Source organism: Streptomyces sp. NPDC005866, from assembly GCF_040629895.1.
Taxonomy (GTDB): Bacteria; Actinomycetota; Actinomycetes; order Streptomycetales; family Streptomycetaceae; genus Streptomyces.
On the sequence record NZ_JBEXWP010000037.1, the window covers coordinates 51990 to 71574 of the forward strand.

A 19585-nucleotide genomic window follows, 5' to 3' on the forward strand; every position below is an offset into this window, starting at 1 on the left:
TTGCACGCCTGTGACAGTCGTGGCCCGGACATGACGAACCCCGCTGCCCGGGCTAGTGGGCAGCGGGGTTCGGCGAGCGGGGTGATCAGGCGCCGGTACCGGCGCTGAACACGGTCAGACGTACCGAGGAGGCGTTCCCGGACACCGGGACCGTGCCGCCCTTCCAGGTGACCTTCAGCGAGTCACGCTCGTCCGGCGGGGTGACCGCCAGCGCGGCCGGGGTCGCCGTCTTGGCGCCGCTGATCTCCGGGTTGGAGAAGGTCAGCCCCGCCCAGGCGCTCTGCCCGGGCTTGAGGGTGACCGTCGCGGGGGTGCTGCCGGACTCCCGCGTCGGGTCGGCGCCGAGCTGAGTACCGGCGGCGTTCACGAAGGCCGCGCCCGGGAAGCCGCGGACGGTGCAGGTGCGGCCCGACTTGTTGGTGAGCACGATCGGGAAGTTCTCCTGACCTGCTCCCGGGTTGTTGCCGCCCACCGAGGCGGTCAGCTCGGAGGTGTGGCAGCGGGTACCGGCCGCGGCCGTGGCGGCCGTCGTACCGTCGCCACCGGTCGTCGAGCCACCGCCCGTGGAGCTGCCGCCCGTCGTCGAGCCGGTGCTCCGGGACGCAGAGGAGGACGCCGTGCCGGACGGCGTGGAACCGGTGTCCGGCGCGCTCGAACCGGCCGAGTCGCCGGTCGCGGGCGCGGCCGTGCCCGACACCGACTCCGGCGACTTGCCCGGGCTGCCGTTGCCGCATGCGGTCAGGAGGCCCAGGGCGGCGACCGCGCTCGCGAGCAGGGCCGCCCCGCGCCGCAAGGACTGGGACGTGTGCGCCATGTCTCTCCACACTCCTGGATGGTCGCGGCACGCGTGCGAGGCGTGCCCGAGGCGCTCCGTGCGCCGTCACTCCCATCCGATGCGAGAAACGGCGGAAAGGTTCGGGGGCACGCCGTGATTCATCGGGTCAGGTGACCCGGATCGACCGGAGTATGCCGTCCGTGGTGACGTTGTCGACGGCCCCCTTCTGCCGTACCTGTACATACACCTGGGGCCGGCCGTCCCCGCCGGCCGGGGCGAGGGCCGCCTCCTGGATCGAGCCGCCGGCCCCGGAACAGTCGCTCCAGGTGCGGACCCGGCCCTTCCAGGAGGCGCTCGTGAACGCACGGCTGCCGTCGTAGTGGCACTGCGAGTGGGAAAGGGCGTCCACCTTGGCCGTGACGTCGCCGTGCTCGCTGAGGCCGATGAACACGCCGTTCACCGCGGTGGTCAGGTCCTGCCATGCCGACACGTCGTCGGCGACCTCCAGCCCCGGCTCGTGCCCCGAGGAAAGCCCCAGGGCCTTGGGATTCCAGCCGGAGTTCCGCAGCTCGCCCGCCCAACCGGACGGCACCTCGGCCACCACCCGCCCGGTGGAGTCGGCGACCTTCGCCCCGTCGACCGCCGAGCCGTTCCGGTCGACGAGCGTGACCGCGAGAGCCGTACCCCCGGCCGCGAGGACCGCGGCGACGGTCAGCGTGATGGCGTTGAGCCGCCTGCGGACGCCGTCCAGGCGCCGTGGCCGGCGCGCCGCCGCGGCCGCCGCCAGCCGGTCCAGCTCGTCGGCGAAGGTCTGCGCGGTCGGCCAGCGCCGCTGCCGGTCCGGCTCCAGGGCCCGCATCAGCGCCCGCTGGACGTCGTCCCCGAGGCCCGGCCGCAGCCGCTCCGGCCGTACCACCTTCCCGGGCGCCGCCGGCACCGTCCCGGTGACCAGCTCGTAGCCCACCGCACCCAGCGCGTACACGTCGGCGCGCGCGTCGATGCCCTCGCCGGGGTCGGCCTGCTCCGGCGGCTGATAGCCCGCCGAACCGGCGGCGAGCGTGAGCCCCGACGCCTGCGCCAGGCTCTTCGCCAGCCCCAGGTCGGCCAGCAGCACCCGCCGGGTGCCGTCCTGCGCGGTGCGCAGCAGCACATTGGTGGGCTTGATGTCCCGGTGCACGATCCCCGCCCCGTGCAGATCCGCCGCGCCGCGCGCCGCCAGCGCGGTCAGCCGCAGCGCGTCGGGGATCGGCAGCGGGCCCGCCCCGAGCAGGTCGGCGAGGGTGCCCGCGTCGGCGTACTCCATCACGAAGTACGGCCGCCCGTCCGGGAGTTCGCCGATGTCGTAGACCTGCACCACCCGCTTCGAGTCGGCCCGGCGCAGCAGCCGTGCCTCGGACAGGAAGCGGTCGTGGATGTCGAGACGGTGGGACCAGTTGTCGGCGAGCACCTTCACCGCGACCGGGGCGTCCAACTGGTCGTCGTGGGCGAGCCAGACCGTCCCGAAGGCGCCGGTGCCCAGGCGCCGTTCGAGGCGATAGCGGCCGATCCGCTCCAGGGGTTGCATACGACTATCATGCCTGGCCTGAGATCGACTTCGAGGGGGACCTCCCGTGCCGGACGCCGCGCTGACCGAAGACCTCGCCCGGCGGGCCGCCGCCGGCGACCAGCTGGCCCTGAACCAGTTGCTGACCGAGGTCCGGCCCGACGTCGTACGACGCTGCGGGCGGTTTCTGCCGTGCCGTGAGGACGCCGAGGAGGCGGCCCAGGACGTGCTGCTCCAGATCTCCCGGAAGATCTCCACGTTCGAGGGCCGCAGCCGCTTCAGCACCTGGCTGTACACGGTCGTCGCCAACTGCTCCCGGCAGAAGTACCGGGACCTGAAGCGGCGGGCGGCGGAGCAGCCGGCGGCCATCGAACCGGCCGAGCACGTCGATCCGCGCACTACCAGCGTGATCGCCGGATCCCGGATCGATCTGCTGGAGGCGCTGGACCGGCTGGAGCGGGAGCATCCGCAGCTGGTCGCACCGCTGGTCTACCGGGACATCTGCCAACTGGACTACGCGGAGGTCGCCGAACGGGTGGGGATTCCGCTGGGGACGCTCAAGTCCCGGCTGCACGAGGCCCGTAAGCAGGTCCGGCCCTGGCTGAGCGCACCGTGACGAAGGGGCCCGCCGTGCCTGCGCGGCAGGCGCGGTAGGCAAAAAGATAAGGCAAGGAGTTCACGCGCTCCTTGCCACTCTCAACTTATAGCGCAGTGGGGGGCTTGCGGCAAGGCCCCCCTCGTCCCGCAAAATCGCAGGCCGAAGCCAGATCCAGCGGTATTTGGGGGATTCGCCAAGTGCGTGTGTCGTTGATGGGATACGGGTCGCGTGGGGACGTCGAACCGTTGGCGGGACTCGGGATGGCGCTGCGGGGACTCGGCGCGGAGGTACGGGTGTGCGCCCCGCCGGACGAGGAGTTCGCGGAGCTGCTGGCCCGGGCGGGTGTGGCGCATGTGCCGTTCGGGCCGTCGGTGCGCGCGGTGGTGACCAGGCCGGATCCGCAGCCTTCGGACGCGTTCCGGCTCGCCGCCGATCTGGTCGCCGCGCACTTCGGTACGGTCGCCGCCGCGGCCGAAGGGTGCGACGTGCTGGTGGCGACCGGCCTGATGCCGGCCGGCGCACGGTCCGTTACCGAGAAGCTGGGCATCCGGTACGTGTTCGCGTGCCCCCATCCGTTCGGGATGCCGTCCTCGCACTTCCCGCCGTCGGGCCGCCCGGGCCGCCCGGCCCCGCCGGACGCCGACCTGCGGACGCTGTGGAAGGTGGACGGCGAGCGGGTGAACGCGCTGTACGGCGAGGCCCTGAACACCCACCGGGCGGCGATCGGACTGCCACCGGTCGAGGATGTCCGCGGCCACGTCCTCACCGGCCGGCCATGGCTGGCGGCGGACCCGGTCCTGGGACCGTGGCACGACCTGACGGACCTCGACCTGGTGCAGACCGGGGCGTGGCTGCTGCCGGACGAACGCCCGCTTCCGGACGAGCTGGCGGCCTTCATGGAGGCCGGTGAGCCGCCGGTGTACGTCGGCTTCGGCAGCATGGCGATGCGCGGCGCGCCGGACGCCGCGCGGACGGCCGTCGAGGTGGTGCGCGGCCAGGGGCGCCGCGTGCTCGTCGGGCGCGGCTGGGCCGACCTCGCCCTGACCGGGGACCAGGCGGACTGCCTCGCGATCGGCGAGGTCAACCACCAGGCGCTGTTCCGCCGGGTGGCCGCCGTCGTCCACCACGGCGGGGCGGGCACCACCACGACCGCCGCCCTGGCCGGCCCCGCCCCAGGTGGTCGTCCCCCAGATCGTGGACCAGCCGCACTGGGCCGCCCGGGTGGCCGGCCTGGGTATCGGCGCGGCCCACGACGGCCCGAACCCCTCCGCCGACTCCCTCTCGGCCGCGCTCGCGGTCGCCCTCGCCCCCGAGACCCGCGTCCGCGCGGCCGAGGTGGCCGGTGACATCCGCCGCGACGGCGCGACGGTCGCCGCGAAGCTGCTGCTCGACCAGGCCGGCCGGGAAACGCGGCCCGTGTCCGCGTGAACCGCACGGAAGCAGAGCCGCCCGCGCCCGGCACCCCCATCGGAGCTGATGCATTGAACCCCCTGACCACGAGCGCCTTCGACCTCCCCGAACGCCTCTCCGCCAAGGCCGATCCGGCCCTGATCGCCGACGACGAGCGGCACTTCGCCGCCATCGCCGAGTGCCTGGAGCAGACGATCGCCGAGCTGTCCGACCGCCTCGACGCCGAACTCAAGGCGCCGGGCGGCATGGGCCGGGCCGCGATGGACCGCGACATCGAGGTCCACCGGCTGACCGGACGACTGCGCACCCTGCGCCGGTTCGGCCTGGACCTGTGCCTGGGGCACATGGTCGCCGCGAAGGACTCCGAGCCCGTGTACATCGGCCGGCTCGGTCTCACCGACAGTGAGGGCCGCCGGCTGCTGCTCGACTGGCGGTCACCCGCGGCCGAGCCGTTCTTCGCGGCGACCCACGCCGACCCGATGGGACTGCGGAGCCGCCGCAGGTACCGCTGGACCGGCGGCCGGATCAGCGACTACTGGGACGAGGTGTTCACCGCCGAGGGGCTCGAAGGGCACGCCGCGCTCGACGACCAGTCCGCCTTCATCGCGAGCCTCGGCGCCGACCGGTCGGAGCGGATGCGGGACGTGCTCGCCACCATCCAGGCCGACCAGGACGCCATCATCCGTGCCGGATCCCGGGGCGCCCTCGTCGTCGACGGCGGCCCGGGCACCGGCAAGACGGTCGTCGCCCTGCACCGCACCGCCCACCTGCTGTACTCCGACCCGCGCCTGGGCAGTCGCCGGGGCGGTGTGCTGTTCGTCGGCCCGCACCGGCCCTACCTGAACTACGTCTCCGACGTGCTGCCCAGCCTCGGCGAGGAGGGCGTGCAGACCTGCGTCCTGGCCGACCTCGTCGACGAGGGCGCCGGGGCGACGCCCGAGGCCGACCCGGTGGTGGCCCGCCTGAAGTCGTCCGCGGACATGGTGAGGGCGATCGAGACGGCCGTACGGTTCTACGAGGAGCCGCCCGCCGAGGGCATGACGGTCACCACCGACTGGGCCGATCTGTGGCTCAGCGCCGATGACTGGGCCGACGCGTTCCGGGCACCGGGGCCGAGCACACCGCACAACGAGGCCCGAGACCAGATCTGGGAGGAACTTGCGACCATCCTGCTGGACAAGTACGACGGCGACGACATCCCGCCCGAGCGGTTCCGCAGATCGCTGCAGCAGGACAGGGAGCTGACCGACGCCCTGAACGGCGCCTGGCCGCTGCTGGAGGCCACCGACCTGGTCGGGGACCTGTGGTCGGTGCCCGCCTATCTGCGGATGTGCGCCCCCTGGCTCGACCGCGACGACGTACGGCTGCTCCAGCGCGTCGACGCCCAGGCCTGGACGGTCGCCGACCTGCCGCTCCTGGACGCGGCCCGGCAGCGGCTCGGCGACCCGGAGGCGGCCCGGCGCAGGCAGCGGCAGGAGGCCGCGCTCGCCGCGCAGCGCGAGCGCATGACGCAGGTCGTCGACAACCTGATCGGGGCCGCCGTCGACTCCGGCGCCGACGGCGACGACGGCGAGGGCCTGGTGCGGATGCTGCGCGGCGAGGACGCCAAGGTCAGCCTGGTCGACGAGTCCGAACTGCCCGCCCTCGCCCCGGACCTGCTCGCCGGCCCGTTCGCGCACATCGTCGTCGACGAGGCCCAGGAACTGACCGACGCGCAGTGGCAGATGCTGCTGCTGCGCTGCCCGTCCCGGAGCTTCACCATCGTCGGAGACCGTGCCCAGGCCAGGCACGGGTTCACGGAGTCGTGGCGGGAGCGCCTGGAGCGGGTCGGATTCGACCGGATCACCCTGGCCTCGCTGAGCATCAACTACCGTACGCCGGAGGAGGTCATGGCGGAGGCCGAGCCGGTCATCCGGGCCGCGCTCCCGGACGCCAATGTGCCGACCTCGATCCGCGGCAGCGGCCTGCCCGTCCTCCACGAATCCGCCGACCGGCTGACCCCGATCCTCGACGGCTGGCTCGCCGCCCACGCCGAGGGCATCGCCTGCGTCATCGGCGATCCCGCCTTCACACCCACGCCCCGGATCCGGTCGCTGACCCCGGAGCTGTCGAAGGGGCTCGAATTCGACTTGGTCGTCCTCGTCGACCCGGAGGACTTCGGCACGGGCGTCGAGGGCGCCGTCGACCGCTATGTCGCCATGACCCGGGCGACCCGGCAGCTGGTCGTCCTGACGAGCACGACCTAGACGACCACGACCTAGGGGGTGTCCTCCTCGAACAGGGACAGCTCGGCCCAGATCGTCTTGCCCTCCGGCGTGTGACGGGTGCCCCAGCGCTGGGTCAGCTGAGCCACCAGCAGCAGGCCCCGGCCGCCCTCGTCCCAGGTCTTGGCCCGGCGCAGGTGCGGGGCGGTGTGGCTGGCGTCGGAGACCTCGCAGATCAGCCTGGTCGTGTCGTGGATCAGGCGGAGCCGGATGGGGTGGGAGCCGTAGCGGATGGCGTTGGTGACCAGTTCGCTGACCACCAGCTCCGCAGTGAAGGCGACCATGCTCAGGTTCCACCTGTCCAGCTGCTCCACGACCTGCTTGCGGATCGGCGCGACCAGGGCCGGGTCGGCGGGGATGTCCCAGGTCGCCACCCGGGACGGCGGCAGGCCCTGGGTGCGGGCCACCAGCAGGGCCACGTCGTCGGCCGTGCCGCCCGGCGGCAGCAGGGCGTGCAGGATCCGGTCGCAGGTCTCGTCCAGGGAGTCGCTGTACGCCGCCAGCGCCTCGTGGAGGAGTCGGCGAACGGTGTCCAGGTCCCGGTGCCGGGAGTTGATCAGCCCGTCCGTGAACATCGCCACCACGGTGCCCTCGGGCAGCGTCACCTCGGCCGACTCGAACGGCAGGCCGCCCAGGCCCAGCGGGGGACCGGCGGGCAGGTCCAGCTGGTGGGGGTCGTGCCCCGGGCGCAGCAGGACGGGGGGCGGGTGCCCGGCGCGGGCCAGCGTGCAGCGCCGGGACACCGGGTCGTAGACGGCGTACAGACAGGTGGCGCCGACCTCGCCGGGGCTGTCGTCGCCCTGCTCCTCCGAGAGCCGGACCACCAGGTCGTCGAGGTGGGTGAGCAGCTCGTCCGGGGCGAGGTCGATGTCGGCCAGGGTGCGCACGGCGGTGCGCAGCCGGCCCATGGTGGCCGAGGCCTGCACACCGTGGCCGACGACGTCCCCGACGACCATGGCGACCCGCAGCCCGGACAGCGGGATCACGTCGAACCAGTCGCCGCCCACCCCGGCGCGGGCCGCCGGCAGGTAGCGGGAGGCGGCCTGCAGGGCGGCGGTGTGCGGCAGTGTCCGGGGCAGCAGACTGCGCTGCAGGGCCAGGGCGGTCTCGCGCTCACGGGAGTAGCGGCGGGCGTTGTCGATGCAGACGGCGGCCCGGGCCGTGATCTCCTCGGCCAGCAGTACGTCGTCCGGGCCGAACGGGTCGGGCCGCCGGTGCCGGGTCAGCACCGCGACCCCCAGGGTCGTCCCGCGTGCCTGGATCGGCACGGCCATCGAGGCGTGGACGCCGAATTCGCGCACCCGCTCCCCGCGGAGCTTGTGCCAGGTCAGCCATCGCGCCATCTCATCGGACGTCACCTCGGCCACGATGCTGCGGCCGGCGGTCAGCGCGACGGCGTGCGGGGAGGAGGCCGGGTAGCACTCGCTGTGGCCGGGCTCGAGCACCGCCTCGGGGACGCCGGGCAGCACGGACTGGTGCGCGATGCGGCGCAGCGTCACCGGCGCCGTCAGCCGGGTCGGGAGGTCGCCGCCGTTCTCCGGCGGGTCCAGCAGGTCGACGGTGACGAAGTCGGCGAGCGCCGGCACACAGACGTCCGCCAGCTCCTGGGCCGTACGGGGTATGTCCAGGGTGCTGCCGATGCGCATGCTCGCCTCGTTCACCAGCTGGAGCCGTTCCCTGGCCTGGTAGATCTCGGTGAAGTCGTGCGCGGCCAGGCTCACGCCCCGCACCCGCCCCGAGGCGTCGGTCACCGGCGCCATCCGGGCCATCCAGGCGTGCGCCCGGTCCTCGCCGCCGGCACGTGTGCACGTCTGGAAGTCCAGCGGGCGGCCCGAGGTCAGCACCCGCAGCATGTGCCGCTCCAGCTCCTCGCTCTGCGGCCTGCCGCCGATCTCGGTGACCCTGAGCCCCTGGGCCCGCTCCTCGGGCAGCCCGATGACCTCGGCCATCGCGTCGTTCATCCGGCGCAGCCGCAGCTGCTCGTCGTAGACCGCGATCGCGCACGGGGACTGGGTCAGGGCGGCCGTGGCCAGCGGATCGTCCGGGGCGGGTGGGCCGCCGCCCGTCAGCGGGGAGAGGACGAGCCAGCGGCCGGGACGCTCGTCGCGTGCCGGCTGGTGGTGCGCGAGCAGCCAGACTCGGACGGTACGGCCGTCCCGGTGACGGAGTTCGAGGGTGCCGTCCCAGCGGGCGTCGGCGGGCGGGGGCGGTGGGTCGCCGGCGAGCACCAGCGCCGCGGGCCGGCCCACGACGTCCTCGGCGGGGTGGCCGAGGAGCCGCCGTGCGCCCTCGTTCCACTCGACCAGTGTGCCGTCCTCGTCGATGACAGCCCGGGCCGTCGCCGCATCGTCGAACGGATAGACCGGGCTCATCTCGCCACTCCCAAGCGCACACTCACAGTCAACGGGTGCACCCCTTGTGTTCAGCCTAGTGCGTCGGGCCCTCCCGCGACCGGCGAGCACCGGCGGCCGGTCGGCCAGGACCGGCCTCCGTCCGGGGAGTCGAACGAGGACTGGCCGACGGGACGAAAGCCATGACCGGCCGCCTCCGGACCCTTGACGGCCGCAAGTATCAGACCGTCAGAATCTGTTTGGTCACGATCAGTTGTGAGTATTTCTGGGTCCTGATGAGGGAGAGCCGCACCATGACGGTCACTCGTAGATCGGTTCTGGCAGCCGCCACGGCAGCCCCGACGGCCGGCGCCCTGCTGGGCGCCCCGGGCGCCTGGGCGGCGTCGGAGGCGGACACGCCCCCGCAGGTCACCGGCCGCCGCACGGTCGCCCTGCGCGACGGCTGGCGGTTCGCGCTGGTCAACCCGGGCGGGATCACCGACCCGACCGGCGCCTACACGCACGCCGCCGACCCCGGGTTCGACGACTCGGACTGGCGTCAGGTCGCCGTCCCCCACGACTGGAGCATCGAGCAGACACCCACCACCGACCACGGCACCACCAGCGGCACCGGCTTCTTCCCCGGGGGCCTCGGCTGGTACCGGCTCGCCTTCACCCTGCCGCCCGGCTACGCCGGCAAGCGGATCTCGGTGGAGTTCGACGGTGTGTACATGGACTCGTACGTCTACTGCAACGGCACCGAGGCAGGCCGCCATCCCTACGGCTACACCGGCTTCGCCTTCGACCTCACCGGGCTGCTGCACACCGACGGCAGCACCGAGAACGTCCTCGCGGTCAAGGTGCAGAACCAGCTGCCCAGCAGCCGCTGGTACTCGGGCAGCGGCATCTACCGCGAGGCCCGCCTGGTGGTGACCGACCCCGTGCACGTGGCGCGCTGGGGGACGTACGTCACCACGCCCGACGTCAGCGCCGAGCGGGCCGTCGTACGGGTGCGGACGGAGGTGGTGAACGAGTCCGGGGCGGACGCGGACGTGCAGGTCGTCTCCCGGATCATCGACCCGGACGGCCGCACGGTCGCCCGTACGTCCTCCACGGTCGCCGTGTCCACCACCTCGGCCGAGACCCACGAACTCACCGTGTCCGCGCCCCGCCTGTGGGACTTCGTCGCCCCGCACCGCTACACCCTGGAGGCCGAACTCCGTACCGGCGGCCGGACCACCGACACCCACCGCACCACCTTCGGCATCCGTACCTTCCGCTTCGACCCCGACGAGGGCTTCTCCCTCAACGGCGTGCACACCAAGATCAAGGGTGTCGACCTCCACCACGACCAGGGCGCCCTCGGCGCGGCGATCAGCGCCGACGCGGTGCGCAGACAGATGACCATCATGAAGTCGATGGGCGTCAACGCCTTCCGCACCTCGCACAACCCGCCCTCGCCGCAGATGATCGAGGTCTGCGAGGAGCTGGGGATCGTGATGATGGTGGAGGCCTTCGACTGCTGGCGGACCGGCAAGAGCAAGTACGACTACGGCCGGTTCTTCGATGAGTGGTGCGAGAGGGACGCCACCGAGATGGTCCTCGCGGCCCGCAACTCGCCCGCCGTCGTCCTGTGGTCCATCGGCAACGAGATCCCCGACTCCACCTCGACGCCGGGCCTCGCCATGGCCGACCGGATCATCGCCGCCGTCAAGGCCGCCGACGGCACCCGCCCCTTGGTCATCGGCTCGGACAAGTACCGCCGGGTCCCGGCGAAGGGCTCGGCGGCCGACCTGATGCTCGGCAGGCTCGACGGACTCGGCCTCAACTACAACACCGCCAAGTCCGTGGACGCCCTGCACGCGGCCTACCCGCACCTCTTCCTCTTCGAGTCCGAGTCCTCCTCGGAGACCTCGACCCGCGGCACGTACCAGGAGCCGGAGCACCTCAACACGGGGGAGAACCACACGCCCGGCCGCCGCGCGACCTCGTCGTACGACAACAACCTGGCCTCCTGGACGATGAGCGGCGAGTACGGGCACAAGAAGGACCGGGACCGGAACTGGTTCGCGGGGCAGTTCCTGTGGTCGGGCATCGACTACATCGGGGAGCCCACGCCGTACGACGTCTTTCCGGTGAAGGCGTCCTTCTTCGGCGCGGTCGACACGGCCGGTTTCCCCAAGGACATGTACCACCTGTTCCGCAGCCAGTGGGTGACCGAGCCGATGGTGCACCTGGTTCCGATGACGTGGAACCACGAGGCGGGCGACACGGTCGAGGTGTGGGCGTACGCGAACGTGCCTTCCGTCGAGCTGTTCCTCAACGGGAAATCCCTGGGCGTACGGGAGTTCGACGTCAAGAAGACCGTCGACGGCCGCGCCTACCTGGAGACCACCGAGGCCACCGGTGACGACAAGACCTTCACCGACGGCCCCTACCCCGGCAGTTACACCAGCCCGAACGGCAGCGCGGGCAAGCTCCACCTGACCTGGAAAGTTCCGTACCGGCCGGGCGAGTTGAAGGCAGTGGCCCGGAGGGACGGCAAGGTGGTCGCCACCGACGTGCTGCGCACCGCCGGGGAGCCGCATGCCGTACGTCTCACCACCGACCGCAAGTCCGTTGCCGCCGACGGGCGTTCACTGGTCTTCGTGACCGCCGACATCGTCGACGCGCACGGTGTCGTCGTGCCCGATGCCGAGCACCGCATCACCTTCGGCGTCACCGGTGGCTCGCTCGCCGGGCTCGACAACGGCCGCGAGGAGAGTGCCGAGCGCTACCAGGCGTGCACCCGGACCGCCTTCCACGGCAAGGCCCTGGCGATCGTCCGGTCCGGCACCGAGCCGGGCGCCCTGAAGGTGACGGCACGGGTGGACGGTCTGCGCAAGGCAACGGTGAGCGTGCGCACCACAGCCGCCCACTCGGTCACCCGCACGGCCGCCCCCGGCTTCGGGCCCGACCACCCGGCACCCCTGGACCACCCTCACGCCGATGCCGGCTACTCCGGCCGCCCCGACACCCTCCCGGCCGCGATGCTCGACGGCGACCCGGCCACCGGCTGGTCCAACGCCTTCGCCAAGTCGGCCACGGCCCTGCTGCCCGCTTTCAACGGGGCCCGGCCCAAGGACTGGGTGTCGGTCGACTTCGGGCGGAGTCGCACCTTCTACCGGGCGGAGGTCTCCTTCACGGCCGACGCGACGCACGCGCTGCCGGCGTCGGTCGACGTGATGGTGTGGGACGGGCGGTCCTACGTGCCGGCGGAAGGCGTCGCGGTGGAGTGGGCGACCGCCTCGGACACTCCGACGGTGATCACCTTCGACGCGGTGCGCGGCTCCGGGATCCGGTTCACTCTCACCAGCCGTTACCCGGGCGAGGCGAGGGGTGCGGTGCGCATCAGCAGGCTGGAGGTGCCCGCGAACTGACCGCGCACCCACCGCCGGCCGCGACGTCGGCGGGGCTGGGCGGCCCCATGGCCACGGCGCTCCACCTGCCCTTGCGGCGGTGCCGCGCCGTGGCCGGTCACTCGGCCGACGTCACCGCCTGGCGGAACTCGGAGCCGAGCTGCGACATGAGGTCGCCGAACTCCTTGTCGTCGACCGTCTTGCGAAGTTCGGCCAGGACCGTGCGCACACCCCGGTCGGCCTCCTCTTCCTTGAGCATGTTGCGCTCGGCCACCTGCCGCACGGTGTCGCGGTAGCCGAAACGCTCGATCCGCTCCGTGGCTCCCCGGCGCACGTACTCAGCCAGGCCCTCCGGGAGTTCCACGATCAGGTGCCTGGCCTCGCCCGGGCTCAGCCGATGGGCGAGCGTCTCGAGCGTGGCCCGGGTGAGATCCGCGGCCTCCTGCCGTGTCAGGCCCGTGCGCTCGGACACCGCCTGGATGAATTCTCTCTCTTCCATGCCGTCTACCCCTTTACTGGTATTCATCCGAATTGCGGCCCTTGGACCAGCCTGGCACGCGGCAGCGGTCCTCGCGCGGCACGGCGGAGCGGGGCGCGGGGCAACGAGTCGTGCCGTTGCGGTTGACGTAGTGTCATGACTCGAACAACATGGCCTGCGTCCGCATCTGGGAGCGCTCCCACCTCCTGCGAGGAGCCTGACGTGAGACGACATGGAACCGCCCTGCTCGCCGCGACGGCCCTTCTGACGGCGGCGTTCACCACGCCGCAGACCCCCCCGGCCGGGGCCGACGAGGCCGAGCAGCTCAGGAACGGCACCTTCGACACCACCACCGACCCGTGGTGGACGACCGGCAACGTCACCGCGGGCCTGTCCGCCGGCCGGCTGTGCGCCGACGTGCCGGCAGGCACCGCCGACCGCTGGGACGCCGCCGTCGGGCAGAACGACATCACCCTGGTCAAGGGAGAGTCCTACCGCTTCTCCTTCAAGGCGTCCGGCGTCCCCGGGGGACATGGGGTGCGGGCGGTCGTCGGGCTCCAGGTGGCGCCGTACGACACCTGGTACGAGGCCGGCCCCCAGCTGAGCACCGACAGCGACACCTACTCCTACACCTTCACCTCGCCCGTCGACACCGCTCAGGCCCAGGTCGCCTTCCAGGCCGGCGGGAGCGCGGACGCCTGGCACTTCTGCATGGACGACGTGTCGCTGCTCAGCGGGGTCCCCCCGCAGGTGTACCAGCCCGACACCGGGCCCCGGGTCCGCGTCAACCAGGTCGGCTACCTGCCCGCCGGGCCGAAGAACGCCACTCTCGTCACCGACGCCATGACCAGGCTGCCCTGGCAGCTCAGGAACGCCGACGGCTCGACGGTCGCCCACGGCTGGACTGTGCCGCGCGGCACCGACGCGTCCTCCGGGCAGAACGTCCAGTCGATCGACTTCGGCGGCTACCGAAGCCATGGCACGGGCTTCACGCTGGTCGCCGACGGAGAGAGCAGCCGCCCGTTCGACATCGGGGCGGGGACGTACGAGCAACTGCGCCTGGACTCGCTGAAGTATTACTACACGCAGCGCAGCGGCATCCCGGTCCGGGACGACCTGCGCCCCGGCTACGCCAGGCCCGCTGGGCACCTCGGCACCGCACCCAACCAGGGCGACGCCCATGTCCCGTGCCGACCCGGCGTGTGCGACTACGCATTGGACGTCACCGGCGGCTGGTACGACGCAGGGGACCACGGCAAGTACGTCGTCAACGGCGGTATCTCCACCTGGGAACTGCTGAGCACCTACGAGCGTGCCCTGCTGGCCCGCACCGGGCAGCCGTCGCGGCTCGGCGACGGCAGCCTCGCCCTCCCGGAGAGCGGCAACAAGGTGCCCGACGTGCTGGACGAGGCCCGCTGGGAGCTGGAGTTCCTGCTGAAGATGCAGGTACCGGACGGCCGGCCCCTCGCCGGCATGGCACACAGCAAGATCCATGACGCCCAGTGGACCGGGCTGCCGCTGCTGCCCAGCGACGACCCGCAGAAGCGGGAGTTGCACGCGCCCACGACCCAGGCGACCCTCAACCTGGCGGCGACGGCAGCCCAGGCAGCCCGCCTGTACCGCCCCTACGACCGCGCGTTCGCCGCGCGGGCCCTCACCGCCGCCCGCAAGGCCTGGACGGCCGCGCTGGCGCACCCCGACATCTACCCCGACCCCGACGACGGCACCGGCGGCGGCGCCTACGCCGACGACGACGCGACCGACGAGTTCTACTGGGCGGCGGCCGAGCTGTACCTCACCACCGGTGAGAAGCAGTTCGCGGACCACGTCCTCAACTCCCCGGTGCACACGGCCGACGTCTTCGGCCCCCTCGGCTTCGACTGGGGCCGCACGGCGGCCGCCGGCCGGCTGGACCTCGCGATGATCCCGAGCCGGCTTCCCGGCCGCGACCGGGTGCGCACGTCGGTGGTCAAGGCAGCCGACACCTATCTGACGACCGTGAACTCCCAGCCGTACGGCATGCCTTACGCGCCGCCGGACAACCTCTACGACTGGGGCTCCAACGCCCAGATCCTCAACAACGCGCATGTCATCGCCACCGCCTACGACCTGACCGGCGCCGCCAGGTACCGCGACGGTGCGCTCCAGAGCATGGACTACCTGCTGGGCCGCAATGCCCTCAACATGTCGTACGTCACCGGCTACGGCGAGGTGAACTCCCACAACGAGCACAGCCGTTGGTACGCCCACGAACTCGACCCGAACCTCCCGAACCCCCCGAAGGGCACCCTCGCGGGCGGCGCCAACTCATCGATCCAGGACCCCTACGCACAGAGCAGACTGCTCGGCTGCGTAGGCCAGTTCTGCTACATCGACGACATCCAGTCCTGGTCCACCAACGAGACGGCCGTCAACTGGAACGCGGCCCTGGCCTGGATGGCGTCCTTCGTGGCGGACCAGGGCCACGACCGGGCTGACTAGTACCGCGGCAGGCGACGTTCGCCCGTCAAGGAGCGGCGTCCGGTGCGGCGGGAGTGCGTGCCGGGCGTCGCGGCGGAGCGAACGTCGCCTGTTGCGGCACTATGCCGCGTCGTGGAAGACCAGTCCCAGGGTGCGCCGGCGGCCGGAGCGGACGGTGCTCACGCCGTGCCGCATCGCCCCGGCCGACCAGCCGCGCCTGGTGCGCACCGGGTGGTCACGGGTGGTGAACACCAGGCCGTGGCCCTGCCGGAGGGGTGTCGCCGTGCCCCGGGACTGGGCGCGCGGGCGCTGTTCGACCATCAGGAACTCGCCGCCGGTGTAGTCCTCCCCGTACTCGTCCAGGGCGACGACCACCTGGAGCGGGAAGACGAGATCGCCGAAGACATCCCGGTGCAGCGCGTTCCAGTCGCCGGGGCCGTAGCTCAACAGGATCTGGGCGGAGCGGTCCTGGCCGGCCGCGTGACAGCGCTCCAGCCACTCGTCCAGCGCGTCGGGCCAGGGAGCCGGGCGGTTCAGGCGGGCCGCCCAGTCCCGGGCGATCGGCAGCAGCCGGGGATAGAGCGCGGTGCGCAGCGCGGCCACCGGGGCGGGCAGGTCGTGGGTGAAGTAGCGGTACTCGCCGGAGCCGAACCGGTGCCGGGCGAGGTCCACCGTGGTGCGGAACAGCTCTGGTTTCTCATACAGGGAGGCCATTTCACGGCACTCCTCCGGGGTGAGCAGGGGAGCGGTCGGGGCGCTGCCCAGTTCGTCCAGCTCGGCCGTGAGCGTGTCCCAGTCGGTGCCGGTCACGCGTCGGCGGGCCTCGGTGAGTGTGACGGTCATGCCGGCTCCTTTCCTCAGCCGAGCATCGGCTGCAGCGCGCCCTCGTGAGTGAGCAGCCATACCTTGTTCTCGACCCCGCCCGCGTACCCGCGCATCGAGCCGTCCGCGCCGATCACCCGATGGCAGGGGCGGATCAGGAGCAGGGGGTTGGCGCCGACCGCCGCGCCCACGGCCCGGATCTCGGAGCGGGGTACATCCAGCCGGCGGGCCAGTTCGCCGTACGTCGTGGTGGTGCCGTACGGGATGTCGTCCAGCGCCCGCCACACCAGCTGCTGGAACCCCGTGCCGTGGGCGGCGCACGGCAGGTCGAAGCGGGTGAGCCGGCCGGCGAAGTAGGCGTCCAGCCGGCGGACCGCCTCGGTGAAGGGGCCGTCGCGGCGGGCGGCGGGCCTGCTCGGCTGCCCGGGCAGGGACAGCCCGGTGAGGACGAAGCCGCCGGGCGACTCCTCACCGGTCAGGCGCAGCTCGCCCAGCGGGCTGTCGTACACGGTGTACACGTCCATTGCTCTTTTCCTCGCTCTCCTGGGACGTCGTGAGATCGAGTGTGGCCCCGGTCCGGCCGGATGACCGGCGGAAAGCGGACATGGCGCTGCGAGCCCGGAGGTACCGCAAGGAGTCTGTTCTGACCTGCGGATATTTACGAGTGAGTACCCGCGCGGTATTCTGAAGGGTATGCCAGCTCTCAACGTGGAGTTCAGTGACCGCGAGCTAGAGGACCTGAGGCAGATCGCCAAGGAGCGCGGTACGTCCATGAAGGCCCTCGTCCGTGAGGCGGCCGCCGCCGACATCGCCCGGCACCGGGCGTTGCAGGAGGGGGCGGAGGAGTTCCGCCGGTTCTTCGCGGCCCACGCCGCCGAGTTCGCGGCCGCGTTCCCCGACGACGAGTCGCCCGCGAAGGGCGAGGCTGCCTGAGCCATGCCGCCGGTCATCCATATCGACGTGCCCTGGCTGCTGCAGCGCCACGAGGAAGTGCTGCCGGACCAGCCCACCGTCGACGACTTCTCCGCGCTGGTCGCCGCCGTCGCCCGGCACCGCGTCGACCCGCCCCGGCTCGGTGTGGACTCCGACCCGGCCTGGCGGGCCGCCGCCCTGCTGCACACCCTCGCCCTGCTCAAGCCGCTGCCCTCGGCCAACGCCCGGTTCGCCTGCGCGACCGCCGTGGCCTACATGTTCGTCAGCGGTGTGGGCATCGACCCGCCCTACGGCGCCCTCGTCGACCTCACCCGCGATCTGATGGACGGCAAGGCCGATGTCTACGCCGCGGCGGACCGGCTCCGTTCCTGGCGGCTCTGACCCGCCCGGACGTGCGGGGGAGGCTGCCTCCGGCTCCTCGGGGCCGCCGGCCACGGGCGGGAGGAACGGGGCCGGCGGTCTGTTTCGCGCGGAAGAGCCGCCGTTCTGCGCGGGGCCCTGCGAGGTGGGCCGGTCACCAGTGGACTACCCGTGCGCGAGGGCCGGGAGCGTGCGCGCGGGACCGGGGTGGGCGCACCGTTCACACGGGGGGTGCGGAAAAGTGAATACGGCCGTGACCGGACAATGGCCGTGGCCGCCTTTCTGACTTTCTGTCAATTCTGTCGATGTTGTACAGGCGCCTTGTTGCTTGTGTGAGACTTGTGCGAAGGTGAATCATCCCCCGGGGGGTAATGGCCGGAACCTATTTCGCAGTTGGGGAACACGGCCGACGGCATGTCGGTCAATTCCCGCTCCCCGCACGCGCGCCGAAGAGCTACGCACCACCGCACCAAAGGAATCCGCTCAGTGCCCACCCCCCACCCGCCTCGACCCCCCTATCCGCCGCCGGGCGATGGTTCAGTGGAGTCCGACGAGTCCCTCGCCGCCCCGCTGCGAGCCGGATCCGACATCGAGGCCTCCCGGTCCGCCGCGCTGCTCATGGCCCGGCACTGGCGTCCGGTACAGGAGTACGCGGTCATCTGCCTGGCCGTCTCCGGGCCCGTCGCCCACATGGTCGCGGCCGCAGCCTTCCACCAGGTCCTCGACCGGGTGGCCCTGGGGGAGACCGCAGACGCGCTCCGGCCCCGGCTGCTGGTCTCCGTCCGCGACACGGTCGCCAACTGGTCGGCCGAGGACCGAATATCGGAGGTTCTTCCCGACCTCGGGAAACCGGCCGGCGGTCGCGGTATGCGCGCCACGAAGTCCATGACACCGGAAAACCGCGCCCTCGCGGAGCGTTCATTCCGGGGGCTTCCGGCGCTCGCCCAGAGTCTGCTCTGGCACATCGAGGTCGAAGGGGAACCGATAACCGTACCGGCCGGTCTGTTGGGCATGGACACGGCACCCGCGGCGGCCGCTCTCGAAGACGCCCGGGAGAAATTCCGGGAGGGCTGCGTCCGCGCCCACCGGGAACTCGCGCCGTCCCAGGAGTGCCGTTACTACAACCGGCTGCTGGACGTTCCGCTCCGCCGCGGCGGCGCTCTGCTGCCGGATGTCCAGGAGCATCTCGCGGAGTGCCCGTACTGCCGGGCCGCCGCCGAACAACTCGGCCATGTCGAGGGCGGCCTGGGGGCGCTGCTCGTCGAAGCGATGCTCGGCTGGGGAGCCCGCCGCTACCTCGACTCGCGTCCCGGACGCAAGGGCGGCGAGGGAGAGCCGCGTACCCGTTCCGCCTCCCGGCGCTCCGGAGGCGGGCGCCGCCGCGCGGCGGCCCGGACCCGGATCCTGGCCCGCATCCCCGTGCCGGTGCGTCGTCCGCCGGGTTCCTGGTCGTCGAAGACGCTGCTGACCAGCGTCGGCGTCGCCGGGGCGGGTCTGCTGGCCTCGGTCCTCGCCGTCAGCACGCTCTCGGGCGGCGGCGACGGCGGCGGAGCCGTGGCCTCCGCCGGCCTGGTGCCCGGCGATTCCGACCCCGAGGCGACGCCCACCTCCGGCACGGCCGGGCTGCCCGCCGCCGACCACGAGACCCGGCTGCGCAACGCCGCCGCCCAGCTGTGCCTGGACGTCAAGGGCGCACCGAAAGCCGGGGCGAGCGTCGTCCTGGCGGTGTGCTCCTCGTCCTCGACCCAGCAGTGGACGTACGAGAGCGACGGCGAGCTGCGCAGCGTGGCCGACCGCGGGCTGTGCCTGGACTCGCACGCGGACGGCGGGGTCGTCATCCTCGGCACCTGCGCGGACGCCGGCGCCGAGCGCGGTGAGGACGTGCGCTACGACCTCACCGTCCAGGGCGAGTTGCTGCCCCGCTGGGACCAGACCCTCGCCCTCGCCACGGCCGGCGAGGACGTGGGCGCCGATGTCGTCGTGAAGGTCCGGGACCGCTCCAGCGGCCAGCACTGGCTGACCGACCCGCCGAGCCCGTCCCAGAGCCCCGGCTCGCTCTCCATCGCTGGAACCGGCGGACCCTCGGCCCAGCCGGCGGAGCTGGCCGGCAACTAGGGGGTGTCGTTTGGATCACTCCGCAGACGCGGGGGCTGGCACGCGCATCTGCCGCGTTGTCGTCGGTCGCCGACGTCCCCCAGCCTTCGGCCGGGGGTG

13 protein-coding genes and 1 pseudogene are annotated in these 19585 nt (G+C 72.3%); 8 read left to right on the top strand and 6 right to left on the bottom strand.

Going from position 1 to position 19585, the window contains the following annotated elements; translation table 11 throughout:
• Positions 1-85: 85 nt before the first annotated feature.
• Together ABZ396_RS37340 and ABZ396_RS37345 are read right to left on the bottom strand one after the other, a co-directional pair.
• Positions 86-814 carry a DUF4232 domain-containing protein gene (locus ABZ396_RS37340; protein ID WP_358923965.1) on the bottom strand — a complete coding sequence of 243 codons (729 nt, stop codon included), beginning with the start codon at positions 812-814 and terminating at the stop codon, positions 86-88.
• Between the two features lie 127 nt (positions 815-941).
• The gene (locus ABZ396_RS37345) at positions 942-2339 is read right to left on the bottom strand and encodes a serine/threonine-protein kinase (RefSeq protein WP_358923963.1); all 1398 of its coding nucleotides are present in this window, start codon (positions 2337-2339) and stop codon (positions 942-944) included.
• A gap of 46 nt (positions 2340-2385) precedes the next feature.
• Here ABZ396_RS37345 and ABZ396_RS37350 point away from each other — a divergent pair, with 46 nt between their 5' ends.
• From ABZ396_RS37350 to helR, 3 genes and pseudogenes are all read left to right on the top strand, one after another.
• A complete protein-coding gene (locus ABZ396_RS37350) occupies positions 2386-2934 on the top strand; it encodes an RNA polymerase sigma factor (protein WP_358923961.1) in 549 nt (182 codons plus the stop codon).
• Between the two features lie 179 nt (positions 2935-3113).
• A pseudogene (locus ABZ396_RS37355) lies at positions 3114-4344 on the top strand (glycosyltransferase).
• A 53-nt stretch (positions 4345-4397) separates the two neighbouring features.
• Complete coding sequence (gene helR / locus ABZ396_RS37360; protein ID WP_358923959.1) at positions 4398-6572, top strand: RNA polymerase recycling motor ATPase HelR; 2175 nt, start codon at positions 4398-4400, stop codon at positions 6570-6572.
• Positions 6573-6583: 11 nt separating this feature from the next.
• Here helR and ABZ396_RS37365 read toward each other — a convergent pair whose 3' ends face one another.
• Complete coding sequence (locus ABZ396_RS37365) at positions 6584-8962, bottom strand: SpoIIE family protein phosphatase (RefSeq protein ID WP_358923958.1); 2379 nt, start codon at positions 8960-8962, stop codon at positions 6584-6586.
• 272 nt (positions 8963-9234) lie between these two features.
• On the opposite strand from ABZ396_RS37365, the gene ABZ396_RS37370 reads away from it, so the two are divergent.
• Complete coding sequence (locus ABZ396_RS37370) at positions 9235-12339, top strand: glycoside hydrolase family 2 TIM barrel-domain containing protein (RefSeq protein ID WP_358923956.1); 3105 nt, start codon at positions 9235-9237, stop codon at positions 12337-12339.
• A gap of 97 nt (positions 12340-12436) precedes the next feature.
• On the opposite strand, the gene ABZ396_RS37375 is transcribed toward ABZ396_RS37370, so the two are convergent.
• Positions 12437-12817, bottom strand: coding sequence for a DUF2267 domain-containing protein (locus tag ABZ396_RS37375; RefSeq protein ID WP_358923954.1), 381 nt, complete (start codon positions 12815-12817; stop codon positions 12437-12439).
• A gap of 201 nt (positions 12818-13018) precedes the next feature.
• On the opposite strand from ABZ396_RS37375, the gene ABZ396_RS37380 reads away from it, so the two are divergent.
• On the top strand, positions 13019-15277 hold the full coding sequence (locus ABZ396_RS37380) for a glycoside hydrolase family 9 protein (protein WP_358923952.1): 2259 nt from the start codon (positions 13019-13021) through the stop codon (positions 15275-15277).
• Between the two features lie 99 nt (positions 15278-15376).
• On the opposite strand, the gene ABZ396_RS37385 is transcribed toward ABZ396_RS37380, so the two are convergent.
• Positions 15377-16099, bottom strand: coding sequence for a 2OG-Fe(II) oxygenase (locus ABZ396_RS37385; RefSeq protein WP_358923951.1), 723 nt, complete (start codon positions 16097-16099; stop codon positions 15377-15379).
• A 14-nt stretch (positions 16100-16113) separates the two neighbouring features.
• A complete protein-coding gene (locus ABZ396_RS37390) occupies positions 16114-16602 on the bottom strand; it encodes a methylated-DNA--[protein]-cysteine S-methyltransferase (protein WP_358923949.1) in 489 nt (162 codons plus the stop codon).
• A 169-nt stretch (positions 16603-16771) separates the two neighbouring features.
• On the opposite strand from ABZ396_RS37390, the gene ABZ396_RS37395 reads away from it, so the two are divergent.
• The 3 genes from ABZ396_RS37395 (at position 16772) to ABZ396_RS37405 (ending at position 19486) form a co-directional block, all read left to right on the top strand.
• Positions 16772-17011, top strand: coding sequence for a hypothetical protein (locus ABZ396_RS37395; RefSeq protein WP_358923947.1), 240 nt, complete (start codon positions 16772-16774; stop codon positions 17009-17011).
• A gap of 3 nt (positions 17012-17014) precedes the next feature.
• Positions 17015-17392 (top strand): toxin Doc, encoded by a 378-nt coding sequence (locus ABZ396_RS37400; RefSeq protein ID WP_358923945.1) that lies wholly within the window; start codon positions 17015-17017, stop codon positions 17390-17392.
• Positions 17393-17857: 465 nt separating this feature from the next.
• A complete protein-coding gene (locus tag ABZ396_RS37405; protein ID WP_358923943.1) occupies positions 17858-19486 on the top strand; it encodes an RICIN domain-containing protein in 1629 nt (542 codons plus the stop codon).
• The last annotated feature ends 99 nt before the right edge of the window (positions 19487-19585 follow it).